Annotated in this window: 18 protein-coding genes and 3 tRNA genes; 12 read left to right on the top strand and 9 right to left on the bottom strand. The window is 63.0% G+C overall.

Translation table 11 applies throughout. From position 1 onward, the window contains the following. Positions 1–84 precede the first annotated feature (84 nt). Positions 85–600, top strand: a complete 516-nt coding sequence (gene hpaC / locus AC6BYQ_RS17165; protein ID WP_019454962.1) for a 4-hydroxyphenylacetate 3-monooxygenase, reductase component — start codon at positions 85–87, stop codon at positions 598–600. Positions 601–633: 33 nt separating this feature from the next. On the opposite strand, the gene ampH is transcribed toward hpaC, so the two are convergent. Further along, positions 634–1,776 (bottom strand): D-alanyl-D-alanine-carboxypeptidase/endopeptidase AmpH, encoded by a 1,143-nt coding sequence (gene ampH / locus AC6BYQ_RS17160; RefSeq protein ID WP_025159609.1) that lies wholly within the window; start codon positions 1,774–1,776, stop codon positions 634–636. 126 nt (positions 1,777–1,902) lie between these two features. After that, positions 1,903–2,661, bottom strand: coding sequence for a FadR/GntR family transcriptional regulator (locus AC6BYQ_RS17155; protein ID WP_498057254.1), 759 nt, complete (start codon positions 2,659–2,661; stop codon positions 1,903–1,905). Positions 2,662–2,896: 235 nt separating this feature from the next. Here AC6BYQ_RS17155 and AC6BYQ_RS17150 point away from each other — a divergent pair, with 235 nt between their 5' ends. The 7 genes from AC6BYQ_RS17150 to fucP are packed head-to-tail and all read left to right on the top strand — an operon-like array spanning position 2,897 to position 9,058. Next, positions 2,897–3,637 (top strand): SDR family oxidoreductase, encoded by a 741-nt coding sequence (locus tag AC6BYQ_RS17150; RefSeq protein ID WP_015376542.1) that lies wholly within the window; start codon positions 2,897–2,899, stop codon positions 3,635–3,637. Between the two features lie 25 nt (positions 3,638–3,662). Then, positions 3,663–4,508, top strand: coding sequence for a fumarylacetoacetate hydrolase family protein (locus AC6BYQ_RS17145; RefSeq protein ID WP_498057253.1), 846 nt, complete (start codon positions 3,663–3,665; stop codon positions 4,506–4,508). A 14-nt stretch (positions 4,509–4,522) separates the two neighbouring features. Next, positions 4,523–5,800 (top strand): L-fuconate dehydratase, encoded by a 1,278-nt coding sequence (locus tag AC6BYQ_RS17140; protein WP_074055317.1) that lies wholly within the window; start codon positions 4,523–4,525, stop codon positions 5,798–5,800. A gap of 14 nt (positions 5,801–5,814) precedes the next feature. Beyond that, positions 5,815–6,678 carry an amidohydrolase family protein gene (locus tag AC6BYQ_RS17135; RefSeq protein WP_498057252.1) on the top strand — a complete coding sequence of 288 codons (864 nt, stop codon included), beginning with the start codon at positions 5,815–5,817 and terminating at the stop codon, positions 6,676–6,678. After that, the gene (locus AC6BYQ_RS17130) at positions 6,656–7,432 is read left to right on the top strand and encodes an SDR family oxidoreductase (protein ID WP_498057251.1); all 777 of its coding nucleotides are present in this window, start codon (positions 6,656–6,658) and stop codon (positions 7,430–7,432) included. The genes AC6BYQ_RS17135 and AC6BYQ_RS17130 overlap by 23 nt, the downstream gene beginning before the upstream one ends. Next, positions 7,429–7,788: an L-rhamnose mutarotase gene (locus AC6BYQ_RS17125; protein ID WP_074055314.1), complete on the top strand. Its 360-nt coding sequence runs from the start codon at positions 7,429–7,431 to the stop codon at positions 7,786–7,788. The genes AC6BYQ_RS17130 and AC6BYQ_RS17125 overlap by 4 nt, the downstream gene beginning before the upstream one ends. A 40-nt stretch (positions 7,789–7,828) precedes the next feature. Next, positions 7,829–9,058: an L-fucose:H+ symporter permease gene (gene fucP / locus AC6BYQ_RS17120; protein WP_498057249.1), complete on the top strand. Its 1,230-nt coding sequence runs from the start codon at positions 7,829–7,831 to the stop codon at positions 9,056–9,058. A gap of 1 nt (position 9,059) precedes the next feature. Here the strand turns inward: fucP and AC6BYQ_RS17115 are convergent, their stop codons facing one another. Then, entirely contained in the window at positions 9,060–10,262 is a 1,203-nt protein-coding gene (locus AC6BYQ_RS17115; RefSeq protein ID WP_498057248.1) for an MFS transporter, read from the bottom strand. A gap of 108 nt (positions 10,263–10,370) precedes the next feature. Between AC6BYQ_RS17115 and AC6BYQ_RS17110 the strand changes: the two genes are divergently transcribed. Further along, positions 10,371–11,282 carry a LysR family transcriptional regulator gene (locus AC6BYQ_RS17110; RefSeq protein ID WP_063918116.1) on the top strand — a complete coding sequence of 304 codons (912 nt, stop codon included), beginning with the start codon at positions 10,371–10,373 and terminating at the stop codon, positions 11,280–11,282. A gap of 10 nt (positions 11,283–11,292) precedes the next feature. Here the strand turns inward: AC6BYQ_RS17110 and AC6BYQ_RS17105 are convergent, their stop codons facing one another. Then, positions 11,293–12,489, bottom strand: coding sequence for an MFS transporter (locus tag AC6BYQ_RS17105; RefSeq protein ID WP_154747131.1), 1,197 nt, complete (start codon positions 12,487–12,489; stop codon positions 11,293–11,295). Positions 12,490–12,626: 137 nt separating this feature from the next. Between AC6BYQ_RS17105 and AC6BYQ_RS17100 the strand changes: the two genes are divergently transcribed. Then, entirely contained in the window at positions 12,627–13,223 is a 597-nt protein-coding gene (locus tag AC6BYQ_RS17100; protein WP_154747130.1) for a TetR/AcrR family transcriptional regulator, read from the top strand. Between the two features lie 36 nt (positions 13,224–13,259). Here the strand turns inward: AC6BYQ_RS17100 and AC6BYQ_RS17095 are convergent, their stop codons facing one another. Further along, positions 13,260–14,339, bottom strand: coding sequence for a GGDEF domain-containing protein (locus AC6BYQ_RS17095; protein ID WP_154747232.1), 1,080 nt, complete (start codon positions 14,337–14,339; stop codon positions 13,260–13,262). Positions 14,340–14,598: 259 nt separating this feature from the next. On the opposite strand from AC6BYQ_RS17095, the gene AC6BYQ_RS17090 reads away from it, so the two are divergent. After that, the gene (locus tag AC6BYQ_RS17090; protein ID WP_025159611.1) at positions 14,599–14,883 is read left to right on the top strand and encodes a DUF1435 domain-containing protein; all 285 of its coding nucleotides are present in this window, start codon (positions 14,599–14,601) and stop codon (positions 14,881–14,883) included. 88 nt (positions 14,884–14,971) lie between these two features. Here the strand turns inward: AC6BYQ_RS17090 and AC6BYQ_RS17085 are convergent. From AC6BYQ_RS17085 to AC6BYQ_RS17070, 4 genes are all read right to left on the bottom strand, one after another. Further along, positions 14,972–15,058, bottom strand: a tRNA-Leu gene (locus AC6BYQ_RS17085). Positions 15,059–15,100: 42 nt separating this feature from the next. Further along, a tRNA-Leu gene (locus AC6BYQ_RS17080) sits at positions 15,101–15,187 on the bottom strand. Positions 15,188–15,222: 35 nt separating this feature from the next. Continuing rightward, a tRNA-Leu gene (locus AC6BYQ_RS17075) sits at positions 15,223–15,309 on the bottom strand. A 72-nt stretch (positions 15,310–15,381) separates the two neighbouring features. Continuing rightward, the gene (locus AC6BYQ_RS17070; protein WP_498057247.1) at positions 15,382–16,326 is read right to left on the bottom strand and encodes a LysR family transcriptional regulator; all 945 of its coding nucleotides are present in this window, start codon (positions 16,324–16,326) and stop codon (positions 15,382–15,384) included. 118 nt (positions 16,327–16,444) lie between these two features. Here AC6BYQ_RS17070 and AC6BYQ_RS17065 point away from each other — a divergent pair, with 118 nt between their 5' ends. After that, entirely contained in the window at positions 16,445–17,437 is a 993-nt protein-coding gene (locus tag AC6BYQ_RS17065) for an aldo/keto reductase (protein WP_498057246.1), read from the top strand. Positions 17,438–17,475 lie beyond the last annotated feature (38 nt).

Here is a 17,475-nt window from a genome sequence, read left to right as displayed (position 1 = left end):
AAGGCCGGATATAGAGCTGCAACCTACCGTCAACGTCAAAGCCACGGAAGCCTTGCAAACGGGATGCGTTCATATAGAGGTTGTATGTCTCAGGAAAATGAACAGCGGTTGCGCTTTCGCGACGCCATGGCCAGCCTGTCGGCGGCGGTGAATATCGTCACTACCGATGGCCCGGCGGGGCGCTGCGGCATCACCGCCACGGCGGTGTGCTCGGTAACCGATACGCCGCCGACGCTGCTGGTGTGCATCAATCGCAACAGCGCGATGAACCCGGTGTTTCAGGAAAACGGCAGGCTGTGCGTCAACGTGCTCAACCACGAGCAGGAGCTGATGGCGCGCCACTTCGCCGGCATGACCGGCGTCAGCATGGAAGAGCGTTTCCGGCTGGAAGAGTGGCAGCTTGGCGCGCTGGGGCAGCCGGTGCTGCGCAATACCCTGGCTAGCCTGGAAGGGGAGATCGAACAGATCCAGAGCATCGGCACCCACCAGATGTACCTGGTGCAGATCAAGCAGATCGCGCTGAGCGAAGCCGGCAACGGTCTGATCTACTTCAAGCGCAACTTCCATTCGGTGATCCACCAGATGGCGGTGCCGGCCTGAGGCGTTGGGGCGCAGCAGCCTGCGCCCCGCGTTTCAACTCTTGTTGGCTGCCAGATCGCTCACCAGGCGGTTGACCGGATCGCTCATGTTGGTGAACTTGCTTAGCTCTGAGCGCGTCACCACCACGAACACCCCGACGTTTTTCGCCGGAATCATCGCCATGTAGGTAATGAATCCGCCGCCGCCGCCGGTCTTCTGAATGATGCCCGGCAGCCCGTCTTTCGGTGCCATATACACCCAACCCAATCCCAGCGCATCCGCTTGCCCCGGCACGTCCATGCCCTTCAGCGACACCAGATCGTGGCGCTGGAAGTACATGGTTTGCTCGCTGGCGGCGGTGGCTTTGCGTGGGCCGCTGGCGCTGGAAGAGAGGAACTGCTGCATCCAGCGTTGCATGTCGCGCGGGGTCGAGTAGACGCCGCCGCTGCCGGCTGCGGCGGTGGTGTCGCGGCAGGCGCTTGGGCCGGCCGCCGCCACCATCAGGCGAGAGCACTGTTCGGGGCTTGGCGTCAGCGTGGTGTCGACCATGCCGAGCGGCGCGGTGATTTTCTCTTTCAGCAGCGCGTTGTAAGGCTTGCCCGCGGCGCGCGACAGCGCATCGGCCAGCAGGTCATACGCCAGGTTGGAGTAGGCGGCGTGCACCCCCGGCGGCACCGTGACGTTGGCGTGCGCCAGCCACTGCCAGCGCTGGGCCTTGGTCGGCCAGGTGAACACCGGCGTTTTCGGTGGCTTCTTGCCCGGCTGCTCGCGCGGCAGCGAACTGGTGTGGGTCGCCAGGTTCAGCAGGGTGATCGGTTGACCGGCGTTGTAAGCCGGTACATAGGCGCCTTTGGGGGCGTACTTGCGCAGCGGGTCGGTCAGCTTGACCTGGCCATCCGCCGCCATTTTCACCATCACTTCGCTGGTCATCAGCTTGGTGATCGAGGCGATGCGGATCAGGGAATCCGGGCGCGGGCGCAGGTTGTTGCCGGGTTTGGTGTCGCCAAAGCTGCGGTTAACCACCTGATTGCCGTCGATCACCACCAGCGCCATGCCGGTGGCGCCGCTGTTGTAGAAAATATGTTCGGCATACTGGTCGACGATTTGTGAAGCCAGCTGCGGGGGCGCGGCCTGCACGGCCAGCGGCGCGGCGCACAGGCCCAGCGCCAGCAATAAAGCGGAGACAGAGTTCTTCAACGGTCGTTATCCATTTAACAATGCAGCGGGAAAGGGCGTCATTCGTCGCCCAGTGTAATGCGCCCAGGCCCCGGCTGCATGTAGAAAAAAGAGCGGTGACGATAAAATTTTTTAACCGCCGGCGGCCTACTGCGCGCGGGCGAAAATGGCGATCACTTCGTCCAGGTGCGCCTTCATCGCCTTGCGGGCGCCGCGCACGTCGCGCGCTTCGATCGCTGCCAGGATCGCCCGGTGTTCCAGTTCGGAGCGGTGCGGCATATCGTCCGGTGTATAGTGGCGCTGCAGCACGCGGAACATGCTGCCATAGCGGTGGCCGAGCAGGTGGCCGATGATGAACGCATAGGCCGGGTTGCCGCTGGCCTGGGCGATGCGGATGTGGAACAGCCGATCGCCGGGGTGGGTGGCGGAATCGGCCCGGTTATCGCGGCAGTTCTGCTCATAGGCGGCGCGGATGCCCGCCAGTTCTTCGTCGGTGGCGTGGCGCGCGGCCAGCGCGGCGGTTTCCGGTTCGATCAGCAGGCGGGTTTGCAGCAGAGAAAACGGCGGCAGCTCGGCGTTGAAATCCAGCTCGATGTTCAACTCGTCGTCGATCTCCGCCCACTGGTTGCGGCCGGCCTGGGCCATCACCGGCTCCTGCGACGTCGCCAGCGGCGTTGGCGAACGCACGATCACCCCGTTGCCGACCTTAACGTCCACCAGGCCGATCACTTCCAGCGCGATCAGCGCCTCGCGCACCGACGCGCGGCTGACCTGCAACTGCTGGGCAAGATCGCGCTCCGAGGGCAGGCGGCTGCCAGGCGGAAATTCGTTATTCTCGATAAGACGTTTGAGCTGGTCGGCTATCTGTCTGTAAATCCTTGGGTTTTCCAGTCGGGTAATCGGCATTTTTGACCTTTGACGATTCGGCGTTCAGTGATTTGGCGCACAATTATGCGACAAGGCGCTTGAGTAATCGTTATTCAAGTGTAAAAAAATGGTTAATTGAAATGTGGTTTCAAGGCTGTTTTATTAACTTCTTCCCCCAACGATAACGCGTAAAGCGTCTTTTGTCATGTTAGAGGCCTGACCTTTAATCGCCCTTAGTGGCCTGACCATTAGACCTTTAGGCCGAGGAGTCAAGATGGATTTAACCGGGAAACGCGTACTGATCACCGCCGCTGGGCAAGGGATCGGTTTTACCACCGCCAGGCTGTTCGCCGCCGCCGGTGCCGAGGTGATCGCCAGCGACATCAACCTCGAGCGCCTGCAGGGCTGCGCCGGGATCCGCGCGCTGGCGCTGAACGTCACCGATCCGGCCGCCATCGCGGCGGCGGCGGAAGCGATCGGCCCGATCGATGTGCTGTTCAACTGCGCCGGCGTGGTGCACAGCGGATCGATCCTCGATTGCAGCGAAGATCAGTGGGCGTTCGCGCTCGATCTCAACGTGACCGCGATGTTCCGCATGATCCGCGCCTTCCTGCCGGGCATGTTGGCGCGCGGCAAAGGCTCGATCATCAACATGTCTTCGGTGGCCTCGAGTGTGAAAGGGGTGCCGAACCGCTTCGCCTACGGCGCCAGCAAAGCGGCGGTGATCGGCCTGACGCGCTCGGTGGCGGCGGATTACGTTACCCAGGGCATCCGCTGCAACGCCATTTGCCCCGGCACGGTGGAATCGCCGTCGCTGCGCCAGCGCATCAATGAGCAGGCGCGCGAACAGGGGCGCAGCGAGCAAGAGGTGTATCAGGCGTTCGTCGCCCGTCAGCCGATCGGGCGCATCGGCACCACCGAGGAGATCGCCCAGTTGGCGCTGTATCTGGCCTCCGACGCCAGTTCGTACACCACCGGCACGGTGCAGATCATCGACGGCGGCTGGAGCAACTGATCCGCCATTTTTGAGAGAGGAACGCATGAAACTTTTACGTTATGGGGAACCCGGGCAAGAGCGTCCTGGCATGTTGGATGCGCAGGGCCGCCTGCGCGATCTGTCGCAGCATATCGCCGACGTGGGCGGCGCCGCGTTATTGCCGGCATCGCTCGCCAAACTGCGCGCGCTGGACAGCGCCGCGCTGCCGCTGGTCGAAGGGCAGCCGCGCCTCGGTGCCTGTGTCGGCGGCATCGGCAAGTTTATCTGTATTGGCCTGAACTACGCCGATCACGCAGCGGAAACCGGCGCGGCTATTCCTGAAGAGCCGGTGGTGTTCAACAAATGGACCAGCGCGGTGGTTGGCCCCAACGATCGGGTGGAGATCCCGCGCGGTTCGCAGAAAACCGACTGGGAAGTGGAGCTGGGCGTGGTGATCGGCCAGGGCGGGCGCTACATCAGCGAAGCGGACGCGATGCGCCACGTCGCCGGCTACTGCGTGATCAACGATGTCTCTGAACGCGAATATCAAATTGAGCGCGGCGGCACCTGGGACAAGGGCAAAGGCTGCGACACCTTCGGGCCGATCGGCCCCTGGTTGGTCACCGCCGACGAAATCGCCGATCCGCACAGCCTTAATCTGTGGCTGGAGGTGGACGGCAAGCGCTATCAGGACGGCAACACCAGCACCATGATCTTCCGCATTCCGCAGATCGTCAGTTACCTCAGCCGCTTCATGAGCCTGCAGCCGGGCGACGTGATCTCCACCGGCACGCCGCCGGGCGTCGGCATGGGGCAGAAACCGCAGCCTATCTATCTGCGGGCGGGCCAGACGATGCGTCTGGGCATTGAAGGGCTGGGCGAACAGCGCCAGCAAACCGTACAGGCTTAACCGGGAGCGCTGCCATGACCACCATTACCGCACTGCGGGTTGAAGACATTCGTTTCCCCACGTCGCTGGGGCTGGACGGATCCGACGCCATGAATCCGGATCCCGACTATTCTGCCGCTTACGTGATCCTGGAGACCGATCGCGCGGATCTCAGCGGCCACGGGCTGACGTTCACCATCGGCCGCGGCAACGAGATCTGCTGCGCGGCGATCCGCGCGCTGGAGCATCAGATCGTCGGCGAACGGCTGGAGACGATCGCCGCCGACATGGGCGCCTTCTGGCGGCGCTTCACCAGCGACAGCCAGCTGCGCTGGATCGGACCGGACAAAGGCGCTATTCACCTGGCGACCGGCGCGGTGGTTAACGCGGTGTGGGATCTGTGGGCCAAATCGGTCGGCAAACCGGTGTGGCGGCTGGTGGCGGAGATGACGCCGGAGGAGCTGGTGCGCTGCATCGACTTCCGTTACATCACCGACTGCATCACGCCGCAGGAAGCGCTGGCGCTGCTCAAGCAGCGGGCCGAGGGCAAAGAACGCCGCCTGGAACGGCTGCTGCAGGAAGGGTATCCCTGCTACACCACTTCGGCAGGGTGGTTGGGTTATCCGGACGACAAGCTGCGCCGCCTGTGCCAGGAGGCGGTCGACGCCGGTTTCTCCTACCTGAAACTGAAGGTCGGGCGCGATCTGGAAGACGACATCCGCCGGGTGCGCATCGCCCGCGAGGTGATCGGCCCGGATCGCCGGCTGATGATCGACGCCAACCAGGTGTGGGAAGTCGATGAAGCCATTCCGTGGGTGAAGCATCTGGCGTTCGCTAAGCCCTGGTTTATCGAAGAGCCGACCAGCCCGGACGACGTGGAAGGGCATCGCCGCATCCGCGAAGGGGTGGCGCCGGTCAAGGTGGCCACCGGCGAGATGTGCCAGAACCGCATCATGTTCAAGCAGTTCATCATGCGCGGCGCGGTGGACGTGGTGCAGATCGACGCCTGTCGCCTCGGCGGCGTCAACGAAGTGTTGGCGGTGATGCTGATGGCGGCCAAATACCAGTTGCCGGTCTGTCCGCACGCCGGCGGCGTCGGGCTGTGCGAATACGTGCAGCACCTGTCGATGATCGACTATCTGTGCATCGCCGGCACCCACGAGGGCCGGGTGATCGAGTATGTCGATCATCTGCATGAGCACTTTGTCGATCCTTGCGTAATCAAGGGCGCGGCCTACATGCCGCCGAGCCGGCCCGGCTATTCGATCGAGATGCATCCGGCGTCGATCGAGCAGTATCGGTTCCGCGGGTGAGGCAGGGGGATCCCATGCTGCGCATCGACGCTCACCAGCACTACTGGCGCTACCACCCGCAGCACTACCCGTGGATCGACGAGCAGATGCGCGTGCTGCGGCAGGATTTTGGGCCGACCCAGCTGCGGCCGCTGTTGCAGGCGCACGGCTTCGACGGCGCGCTGGCGGTGCAGGCGCGTCCCAGCGAGGAAGATACGCTGGCCCTGCTGGCGCTGGCTGAGCAGAGCGAGGGCGTATGCGGCGTGGTGGGGTGGCTGGATATCGCTTCGCCACAGCTGGCGCAGCGTCTGGAGGCCTTGCAGCCTTATCGCGCGCTGCGCGGGGTGCGCCATCAGGTGCAGGACGAGGCGGAGCCGGCAGCCTGGCTGGCGCGGCCAGAGGTGGAGCGCGGCATGCAGACGCTGCAGCGCGCCGGGTATGTATACGAGATCCTGGTGACGCACCGGGATCTGGCGGCCGCGGCGGCGTTCGCCGCCCGCCACGACCAACACTGGCTGGTGTTGGATCATCTCGGTAAGCCGGACGTGGCGCGCGGTGCGCGGCACTGGGCGCAGCAAATCCGGCCGCTGGCGGCATTGCCGCACGTGGCCTGCAAGCTCTCGGGGCTGATCACCGAGGTACCGGGCGGCCGGTGGCGGGCGGAGGAGCTACTGCCGTTCTTCGCCGCCGCGCTGGAGGCTTTCGGCCCGCAGCGGCTGATGTTCGGCTCCGACTGGCCGGTGTGCCTGTTGGCCGGCGACTACCGTCAGGTGGTGCAACTGTGCGAACAGGCGCTGTCGACGCTGGGGGCCGCCGAACAGGCGGCGATTTGGGGCGGCACCGCCTGGCGAATTTACGGTTTAACGGAGTCTGGTTATGGATCTGTATCTGCAAGATAAGGTGGTGTTGGTTACCGGCGGCGGTTCCGGCATCGGCGCGGCGATTTCTCATGTGCTGGCCGAAGAGGGAGCGATTCCGGTGCTGGTCACCAACGTCGCGCCGGAGGCGGCGCTGCTGGCCGATTTGCAGCGGCTGCAGCCGCGCACCGAGGTGATCCTCACCGAATTGTGCGACGAGGCGGCCTGCCGCTGCGCGGTTAGCCAGACGCTGGCGACCTTCGGCCGCATCGACGGGCTGGTGAATAACGCCGGGGTCAACGATGGCGTCGGGCTGGAGGCGGGGCGCGAAGCGTTCGTCGGCTCGCTGGAAAAGAATCTGGTGCACTACTACCTGATGGCGCACCTGTGCCAGGCGGCGCTGCGGGAGAGCCGAGGCGCCATCGTCAACATCGCCTCCAAGACCGCGCTCAGCGGGCAGGGGGGCACCAGCGGTTATACCGCAGCCAAGGGCGCGGTGCTGGCGCTGACGCGCGAATGGGCGGTGTCGCTGCGCCATGACGGGGTGCGGGTGAACGCGGTGGTGCCGGCGGAGGTGATTACCCCACAGTACCAGCGCTGGCTCAGCACCTTCGCTGAGCCGCAGCGGCAGATGGAGAAAATCACCGCGCGCATTCCGCTCGGACAGCGCATGACCACGCCGCAGGAGATCGCCGATACCGTGGCGTTTCTGCTGTCGTCGCGGTCATCGCACACCACCGGGCAATGGCTGTCGGTGGACGGCGGCTACCTGCATCTCGATCGGGCGCTGACGTGAGCGGCGCGGCGGCTGGGCGGCGCCGTTTCTGCCAGGCGCTCGATCTGATCGACTCACCGGCGCTGATTGCGGAGTACCAGCAGCATCACCAGCGCATTTGGCCGGGCATCGCCGCGCATTTGCGCGAGCACGGCATTCTGGAGATGGAGATTTACCGGTTGGGCACCCGGCTGTTCATGATCGTGGAGGTCAGCGCCGACTTCGACGCCGCGCGCTTTGACGCCGCCAGCCTGAATAACCCCGAAGTACAGCGATGGGAAGCGCTGATGTGGCACTACCAGGCCGCCACCCCCTGGACGCCGCAGGGCGAAAAATGGGTGGAAATGACGCGGATTTTCTCTCTGCAACAGCAATAACGCCGACATCAACATCGCTAGCCGATACGAGGATATCACCATGCTTGCTGAAAAAAGCGCGGCCTCCGCGCAGCCGGGCGTCCCCGTGACCGCCAACCTGCGCTGGGCCTTTATCCTGGTCACCAGCCTGTTCTTCATGTGGGGGCTGTCCTATGGCCTGCTGGACGTATTAAACAAACATTTTCAGGAGACGCTGCACGTCACCAAGGCGCAGTCGGGGCTGCTGCAGGCGGCCTATTTCGGCGCCTATTTCCTGGTGGCGCTGCCCGCCGGCTATTTCATGGACCGCAAGGGCTATAAGGCGGGCATTCTGGTCGGGCTGTGCCTGTATGCGCTGGGGGCGCTGCTGTTCGTGCCGGCGGCGTCGGCCAACAGCTTCGGCGTGTTCCTGTTCGCGTTGTTCGTTATCGCCAGCGGCCTGGGCTGCCTGGAAACGGCGGCCAACCCTTACGCCACGGTGCTGGGCGACGCGCAGGGCGCCGAACGGCGGCTGAACCTGGCCCAGTCGTTCAACGGCCTCGGGCAGTTTATCGGCCCGCTGATCGGCGGCACGCTGTTCTTCTCCGCCAGCCAATCCGCCGGCGGCGGCGATCAGAGCGCGGTGAAGATGACCTACGTGGCGATCGCCGCGCTGGTACTGCTGATCGCGCTGTTGTTCAGCCGCACCCGGCTGCCGGCGATCCGCGAGGAGGAGAAACCGGTGCACGGCGTGATAGCGCAGGGATTGTGGCAGCATCCGCATTTCGTCGGCGGGGTCATCACGCAGTTCTTTTACGTGGCGGCGCAGGTGGGCGTGGGGGCATTCTTCATCAACTACGCCACCGAGCACTGGCGCGAGGTGTCCAACCAGAGCGCTTCTTACCTGCTGTCGATCGCCATGATCTGCTTTATGGTCGGGCGCTTCTTCAGCACCTGGCTGATGGGGCGGGTCAAGCCGGCGACGCTGCTGGCGGCCTATGCGCTGATCAACATCGCGCTATGCGGCGTGGTGATGCTGAGCGTCGACGGGGTGTCGGTGGTGGCGCTCATCGCGGTGTTCTTCTTTATGTCGATCATGTTCCCAACCATTTTCGCCCTGGGGGTGAAAAATCTGGGCAGGCACACCAAGCGCGCCAGCTCCTTTATGATCATGGCGATCGTCGGCGGCGCCATCATGCCGTACTTTATGGGGGCGCTGGCCGACCGCTACAGCACCGCGCTCTCTTATCTGCTGCCGCTACTGTGCTTCGCGGTGGTGCTGGTTTACGGCCTGCGGCAGCGCCGCGCCTGATTCAACCCGGCGGCGAATCGGCCTTCGCCGCCGTTGTCAGCGTCTGTGGGCGCGTTCGCATCAGGATCGCCAACGCCAGCAGTAGCACCATGCCGGACAGCGCACCGTTTATCGTCAAGCCTCCGGCGTCCACCACCAGCCCGCCCGCCAGCGAACCGCAGGAAATCGCCAGGTTAAACAGCGCGATATACAGCGAAGAGGCGACCTCGACCGCGTCGGGCGCCGCCTTGAGCATCCACGCCATCAGCGAAACGGAAACGCCGCCGTAGGCGATGCCCCACAGCAGGAGGAAGGCGCCGCCGCTCATCGGCGCGTGACCCAGCAGTGGCAGCAGCAGGACGGCGAGCGCCAGCCCGAGGGCGATCAGCGCCAGGGTGCGGCACAGCCGTTTGGCGGCGGCCTGGCCGGCGATGAAATTCCCGATGATGCCGGCGACGCCGTAGGTGAACAGCAACGGCCCCATCCAGCGGCCCTCGATGCCGGCAACCGTCTGCAGCAGCGGGCGGACAAAGGTGTAAGCCATAAAGTGGCCGGCGACCAGCAGAAACGTCAGCAGCAGCCCGGTCAGCAGCCGGCGATTCGCGCGCTGCGCGGTGAACGACCGCCAGCTCACCGCCTGCGTGACCGGCAGCGGCGGCAGCACGCACAGCAGCAGCAGCAGGGTCAGCGCCGCCAGGACGGCGACGGCCTGAAACGCCATACGCCAGCCCAGCGCTTCGCCGAGGAACACCCCGAGCGGCACGCCGAACACCGAGGCCGCCGCCACGCCGCCGAAGATGATCGACAGCGCCAATCCGACGGAGGCCGGCGGCACCAGACGTTCCGCCAGCCCGCCGGCGATGACCCAGATACCGCCGATGCAAAAGCCCAGCAGGATGCGAGCGGCGAACAGCAGGGCCATGGAGGTGGCGGCGGCGGCCAGCAGGTTGGCGGCGATCAGCAGCAGCAGAAAGCCCACCAACAGGCGGCGGCGATCCGTGCGCCGGGCGCCCAGCACCACCAGCGGGGCGAACAGCGCGGCGAACAGGGCTGGCAGAGAAATCAGCAGCCCCGCGCGGCCGACCGTCGCGTTCAGCGTGCTGACGATCGGGGTCAGCAGCCCGACGGGTAGCATTTCTGCGGTAACGACGGTGAAGGTGGACAGGCCGATGGCGAAGGTCGCCAGCCAGGGTTTTGCGCCGCCGTCGGCGTGTAAGGCATTCATAAGGATCCTCCCAGCAGATGAATAACCTCAGTGTATCCGCGCCAAAATGGCTGATAAACTGGCCTTGATGCGCAATATTGGGGACAAAACGTGGCTAATTTACCGTCTATGCCGTTGGATAACCTGACCGATCTGCTGGTGTTCATTCGCGTCGCCGACGCCTGTAGCTTCACGCTGGCGGCCGAGAGGCTGGGCATCTCCCGATCGGCGGCGGGCAAATGCGTGAACCGGTTGGAGGAGCGACTGGCCACCCGGCTGCTGCAGCGCACCACGCGCAGCGTCAGCCTGACCGAAGACGGCGCGGTGTTTTACGAATATGCGCAGCGCATCCTGTCGCAGGCCGAAGAGGCGGAAACAGCGCTCAATACGCGGCGGCAAACCCCGCGCGGGCGGCTGCGGCTGGATTTGCCGGTCGCGTTGGGGCGGTTGCATATTCTGCCGATTTTGCGGGAGTTTTTGGCGCAGTGGCCGGAGGTGGACGCCGACGTCAGCTTTTCCGATGATTACAGCGATCTGGTGCGCGACGGCATCGACGTGGCTGTCCGCGTCGGCGGCAGCGACGACAGCCGGCTGGTGCGGCGGGTGCTCGCGCCGCATCGTCTGATCACCTGCGCTGCGCCGGACTATCTGGTGCGGCACGGTACGCCTGCGAAACCGGAGGCGTTGGGCGATCACCAGACGCTGGTCTTCAGCCATCAGGGGCTGCCGGCGCCCTGGCGCTATCGGGTCAACGGTCAACTGCACGAACAGCCGGTGCGCGGCCGGATGCGTTTCAACAACGTCGAGGCCTTGCGGGATGCGGCCGTCGCCGGGGCCGGCCTGTGCCAGGTGGGGGCGTTTCTGGTCGGCGAACAGATTGCGGCCGGCACGCTGGTACCGGTGCTGGAGCGCTATTGTCGCCCAGGGCCGCCGATCTGCGCCGTCTATCCCAGCCGGCGCCACCTCTCCCCCAAGGTGAAGCTGTTCCTCGCGGCGATCGAACAGCGCTGGCAGGGCAAGGCGATTTGGGAAACCGCTTAGCGCGGGCGGCTCACGCCGCTTGCACGGCCAGCGTTCGCCGCATTAAGCGATAGCCGCCGGCCGCCACCGCCATGACCACCAGGCCGGCAATGAGCGTGACGCCGAAGCCGGCCTTGATCCCCACCGCATCGATCGCCAGCCCCGCCAGGGCGGCGCCGAGCGCCACGCCAATCCCCAGGCCGGTCACCATCCAGGTCAATCCTTCCGTCAAGCGTGAAGGCGGCACGAGGCGTTCAACCAACCCCATGGCGACGATCATGGTTGGCGCGAAAAACAGTCCGGCGACAAACATCGCCGCCGCCAGCGTTAAGACATTGTGCACCCACAGCAGCGGCAGCGTGGTGAGTGCGGTGGCGAAGGCGGCGTATAAGAACTGCCGGGGCAAGGGAGACGGCAGCTTTATTGCGCCGAAAATCAGCCCGGCGAGGCAGGAGCCGCCTGCATAAACAGACAGCACGATGCTGGCGGCGGCCGGCTGCCCTTGCTGCTCGGCGAAGGCCACGCTGATGACGTCCACGGTGCCGACGATGGTGCCCAGCGCGATCAGCGCCAGCACCAGGATCTGCATCGACGGCATCGCCAGGATGGCGCGCTGCCGCTGGCGAGTGCGGGGGTAAACCGGAGGCTGAGTGCTTTTTTGCCAGGCGAACGCCGTGACGCCCGCCACCAGAAGCAGCGCGGCCGCCAAAGGGCCGGCCTCAGGGAAGAGTGAAACGCTGAGCCCCACGGCGATCGGCGGGCCGATGATAAAGGCGACCTCATCCAGTACGGATTCGAATGAAAATGCCGTGTGCAGCTGCGGTGTGCCGCGATAAATTTCGCTCCAGCGGGCTCTGACCATCGCGGAGATGCTGGGCATGCCGCCCGCGAGCGCGGCGAAGACGAACAGCGTCCAGTCCGGCGCCCGATAGTGGGTGCAGATCAGCAGCAGCAACAGGGCGAGTGCGCTGACCCCGGTGGCGTAGGGCAGCACGCGGTTTTGGCCGTGGCGGTCCGCCGCGCGTGCGATTTGCGGCGCGAGCAGCGCCATGGAAAAGGCGAATGTCGCCGCCACCGCACCCGCCAGCCAATAGGAGCCGCGTACCTGCGAAAGCATGGTGATGATGCCGATACCGGTCATTGAGATCGGCAGGCGTGCGATCAACCCGGCAGAGGAAAACGCCTTGCTGCCCGGTGCGCTGAACAGTGTGAAATAAGGATTTGCCATGAAAAGGGCTCCTGAATGTTGGCGGCTCGGTATTCGCGCAATGCCCATCATTGACATACGCCACGTATGTTACGTTAATTGACATACATGGCGTATGTCAATTATAACGTCATCAATGGCGAGACGGGAGTGAATCCATGGCACGTAAAGCGCGCACAGAAATGATTGAAGAAACCCGGCGTAAGCTGGTGGCGGCCGCCCGTCAGCAGTTCGGCGGCGTGGGGTATGCCGAGACGGTGATGGATGAGCTTACCGCGCAAGCCGGTATGACGCGTGGTGCGCTCTATCACCATTTTGGCGACAAGAAGGGATTGTTTTTGGCCGTCGTGCAGGAAATCGACGCCGAAATGGATACACGCCTGGCCGACATTACCGCGAGCACGCCGGATGACTGGGAGGCCTTCGCGGGGCGTTGCCGCGGTTACCTGATCATGATGACGGAGCCGCATGCGCAGCGCATTCTGTTACGCGATTCGCCTTCGGTGCTGGGAGCCGACTATCTGCAGGCCAGCAAGTTGGGTTGCATCACCTGGATGACGGGGGCTTTACAGGCGTTGATGGCGCAGCGGCGTATCGCTACCGCCGAACCGGAAGCGCTGGCGCATTTAATCAATGGCGGCCTGATGGATGCTGCGCTGTGGGTCGCACATCAGCCGGAAAAAGAAACGGCGTTGGAACAGGCGTTAGCCGGTCTGAACCTGTTGCTGAACGGGCTGCGTTTTCCCGTCGCTTAAATGTTGAAGCCGGCCACCGCGCGTTGCGGCGGCGGCTTAGGAGTGAAGGGGAGCGGGCTGGACGTTTTGCGCCAGCTGGATATTGTTGCGGCCGCTGTGTTTCGCCAGGTAGAGCGCAGCGTCGGCTGCACCGATCGCCGATTCGACGTCCAGCTTTTCCAATGCCGAGATGCCGGCGCTGAGCGTCAGCGTGCCGCTGTGCTGTGGGCTGGCGCCGTGCGGGATGTTCAGTTCCGCCACCCGCTGGCGTACCCGTTCTGCCAGCTGCGCCGCGTAGCCTTCGTGCACGTTGGTCAGCAGCACCAAAAACTCTTCCCCGCCGTAGCGCACCACGATATCGCGCGAACGCACCGCATCGCGGATGGCGACCGCCACTTGCACCAGCGCCCGATCGCCCATCGCATGGCCGTAGCTGTCGTTGTAGACCTTAAAGTGGTCGATATCCAGCAGCAATACGTAGTGGCGGCCGGTTTGCGGCTCCAGCAGCATATTGATCTTATTCTCCAGCCCACGTCGGTTATAAAGACCGGTCAGGGGATCGATCATGCTCAAATTATTGAATCTGTCCCGTTCGTTATACAGATTGGCCACCAACGCATGGGTGAAGATTTCGCTGCGTTTCAACATCAGATGATGTAGCGAGAAAGCAATAATAGGTAATACCGTAGTGAATAATATCCGCAGGGTATTATGCATGCCGTCCAGGGCCAGGATCATCATTGCAGAGGGCACGGCGTGCAAACAAAAGGCGGTGAAGTTATCCGTCAGAGAAATAGCGCTGATAAAAAAGATACTGAACAAACTAATTAATAAAAAATCTTGGTTATTCGGTAGGCAATACTGACTTTTGACATAGATATGTGCGGCCCACAGCAGGCCGAGCACGCTGGCGAACAGGTTGAGTTTACACTGGTATTGCCGCGGTGTGTACAGCGAAAATAGCGCCGCCGCCAGACAAAATAACGGTATGCATAATAAAGGCAGAGTAAAAGAAGGGACATCCCTAAAAGGGAACAATAACGTAAATATGGAAGAGGCGGCATTCATCATTAGAAAAATAAATAATGCCAGGCGCTGCTTGCTGTTCAGTAATTCCTGATAAGAACGGGCGTTCATACGGAGGTCACTCTTTGCAAAGTCGTACTGTCGAATAATTAAGGTTGAGAAGCATTCCCTCGGCGCGAAATATCCACTTGAATTGCATGGTTGACCGTTGTGATTATTATCATGCAAACAGGACTAGGAATTTTCTTATGTCAAATTATCATTTTTTCATGCTGGTGTCATCTGGGTTTGGTCACCGTAGCGAAAATGATGCGGCGGCCAAAAAAGTGTTATATGATATTGGTTATCATTATCACTTGAAGGGGGTGTCATGCTTACTGCCATGATTGCCGCATGCGGGCTGTGGGGCGTCAGTTGGTGCCTCGGCGATCGTCTGGCCAGCGCCTGGGGCGTTTTGCTGCCGTGCGCGCTGATGCCGCTGCTGGCCTTGATCGACCTGGATATGATGCAGTTGCGCACCCTGATCGTGATAGCGATGTTGGCGACGCTGGTGATGTTGTTTAACAGCCGGCTGCGTCACTATCTGCTGCTGCCTTCCTGTATGGCGTTGGCGGGCGGCCTGGCGGCCATCAGTCTGAACTTCAGCGTCGGCTAAACGCCGGAAACGGCAAAACCACGCTTATGCGTGTTTATTATCAATGCGTTGGGATTTTTTCGAGGGAACTGCCGGATAGATCATCAATTGGTGCGAAGAGAGGGACTTGAACCCTCACGTCCGTAAGGACACTAACACCTGAAGCTAGCGCGTCTACCAATTCCGCCACCTTCGCACAGTCGATGTTGTTGCTTTGATTTATATTACGTCGCCAGCTTGGTGCGAAGAGAGGGACTTGAACCCTCACGTCCGTAAGAACACTAACACCTGAAGCTAGCGCGTCTACCAATTCCGCCACCTTCGCATCGATGCTGAGTGCAATATAAATCATGTGGTTATTGGTGCGAAGAGAGGGAATTGAACCCTCACGTCCGTAAGGACACTAACACCTGAAGCTAGCGCGTCTACCAATTCCGCCACCTTCGCGTACCAGAAACATTACCGGAGTAACGTTACCACGGAGGCGAATTCTAGAGATTTTGGCGGACACGTCAATAGTTATTTCCCCGCTTTGCGGGCGTTTGCTGGAAAAACAGCCATATCGCCGCTTTTCTGCTGGTCAAACAGCCAAATCAGCCAATCAATCAACACTCTGACCCGCGGCGCCAGGAAACGGCCGGGTGGATACATGATGTAAATCGGCATCGGCGGAGGCGGCGTTTCCGTCAACACCTCCACCAGCTCCCCCTGTTTCAGCCAGGGTGCCAGCGAATAGCGCGCCGCCTGAATCAATCCCATGCCGGCGCGCGCGCCGGCGATGTAGGCATCGGCGCCGCTGACGCTGAGCCGCGCGGGCAGCTCGCGCAGTTCCAGCTTGCCGCCGCGGCAGAATTCCAGCGGGTAATCGCGGTTGCTGGCCAGGGAAAAATAGCCCACCGCGCGATGCGGCGCCAGGCTATCGATGTCGAGCGGCGTGCCGTGAGCCTGCAGATAAGCGGGGGACGCGCAGGTCACCTGCGGCAGCTGGGCGATGCGCCGCGCCGCCAGGCCGTCGTCTTCGGTTTCCCAGGCGCGCAGCACGCAGTCTACGCCTTCGCGCAACAGATCGACGTGGGTGTCGTTGGCGCCCAGCGCCAGCGTGATGTCGGGATACCGCCGATAAAAGTCGTCCAGCGCCGGAATCACCACCTCGCGCGCCAGCGAATGGGGCATATCGATGCGCACCTTGCCGGACGGCTGCAGCTTATGCTGGCTGAACAGCGTGTCCGCTTCTTCCAGCGCCCCCAGCAACTGCACGCAGCGCTGGTAATAGAGGCTGCCTTCGCTGGTCACCTGCACCTGGCGGGTAGTGCGGATCAGCAGGCGCACGCCCAGCCGCTGTTCCAGCCGTTTCAGCGCGTTGCTGACCGTGGCGCGCGGCAGCTGCAGGCGTTCGGCCGCCCGGCTGAAGCTGCCCAGTTCGACGATGCGGGTAAAAATGCGCATGGCTTGAACCTGATCCATGTCCACTCCGGATTGTTGGCGATTTTTAAACAGTGATGTGCAATCTGCATTATTTATCTTTGCCGCGTAAACAACCAGACTTTGCTGCGTTATCCATTCACCGCATGAGGGCAGCACAATGCAACAACGTAAACTCGGTTCCCACGGTCCCGTCGTCTCCGCTCTGGGGCTGGGGTGCATGGGCATGAGCGACTTCTATTCCACCGGCGCCGATCGGCAAGAAGCCATTGCCACGCTGCACCGGGCGCTGGAGTTGGGCGTCACGCTGCTCGACACCGCCGACATGTACGGGCCGCACACCAACGAACAGCTGGTGGGGGAGGCGATCAAGGGCAAGCGGCAACAGGTGTTCCTGGCCACCAAGTTCGGCATTCTGCGCGATCCGGCGGATCCGTCGGCGCGCGGCGTCAGCAGCCGGCCCGAGTATATCCGGCGCTCGGTGGAAGGCAGTCTGCGGCGCTTGGGCGTGGAGGAGATCGATCTCTATTATCAGCACCGGGTCGATCCGCAGGTGCCGATCGAAGATGTCGTGGGCACGATGGCGGATCTGATCCGCGAAGGCAAGATCCGCCATATCGGCCTGAGCGAGGCGTCGGTCGCCACGCTGGAGCGGGCGCACAAGGTGCATCCGATCACTGCGCTGCAGACCGAGTATTCGCTGTGGACGCGCGACGCCGAACAGGGCATGCTGGCGGCCTGTGAGCGTCTGGGCATCGGCTTTGTGCCATACAGCCCGTTAGGGCGCGGTTTTCTCACCGGCGCTATTCGGCGGCCGGAGGATCTGGCCGAGGACGATTTCCGCCGCAGTAACCCGCGCTTCCAGGGGGAAAACTTCGCCCGCAACCTGGCGCTGGTGGAGAAGGTGGGCGAGCTGGCGGCGCAGAAGGGCGTCAAGCCTTCACAGCTGGCGCTGGCCTGGGTGTTGGCGCAGGGCGAGCACATCGTGCCGATCCCCGGCACCAAACGCCGGCGCTATCTGGAAGAGAACGTCGCCGCGGCGGAGATAACGCTGAGCGCGGCTGAACTGGCGGCGATAGAAGCGGTGTTTCCGCTGAGCGCGGCGGCCGGCGATCGCTACGGCGCGGAGTCGATGACCTATATCAACGGCTAAAAAAAAGCGCGGCCTCGGGCCGCGCTCTGTCGTTTTCC

The sequence above is a fragment of the Serratia sp. LTN-2 genome, from assembly GCF_059740205.1.
This window is presented reverse-complemented; position numbering and strand designations above follow the sequence as displayed.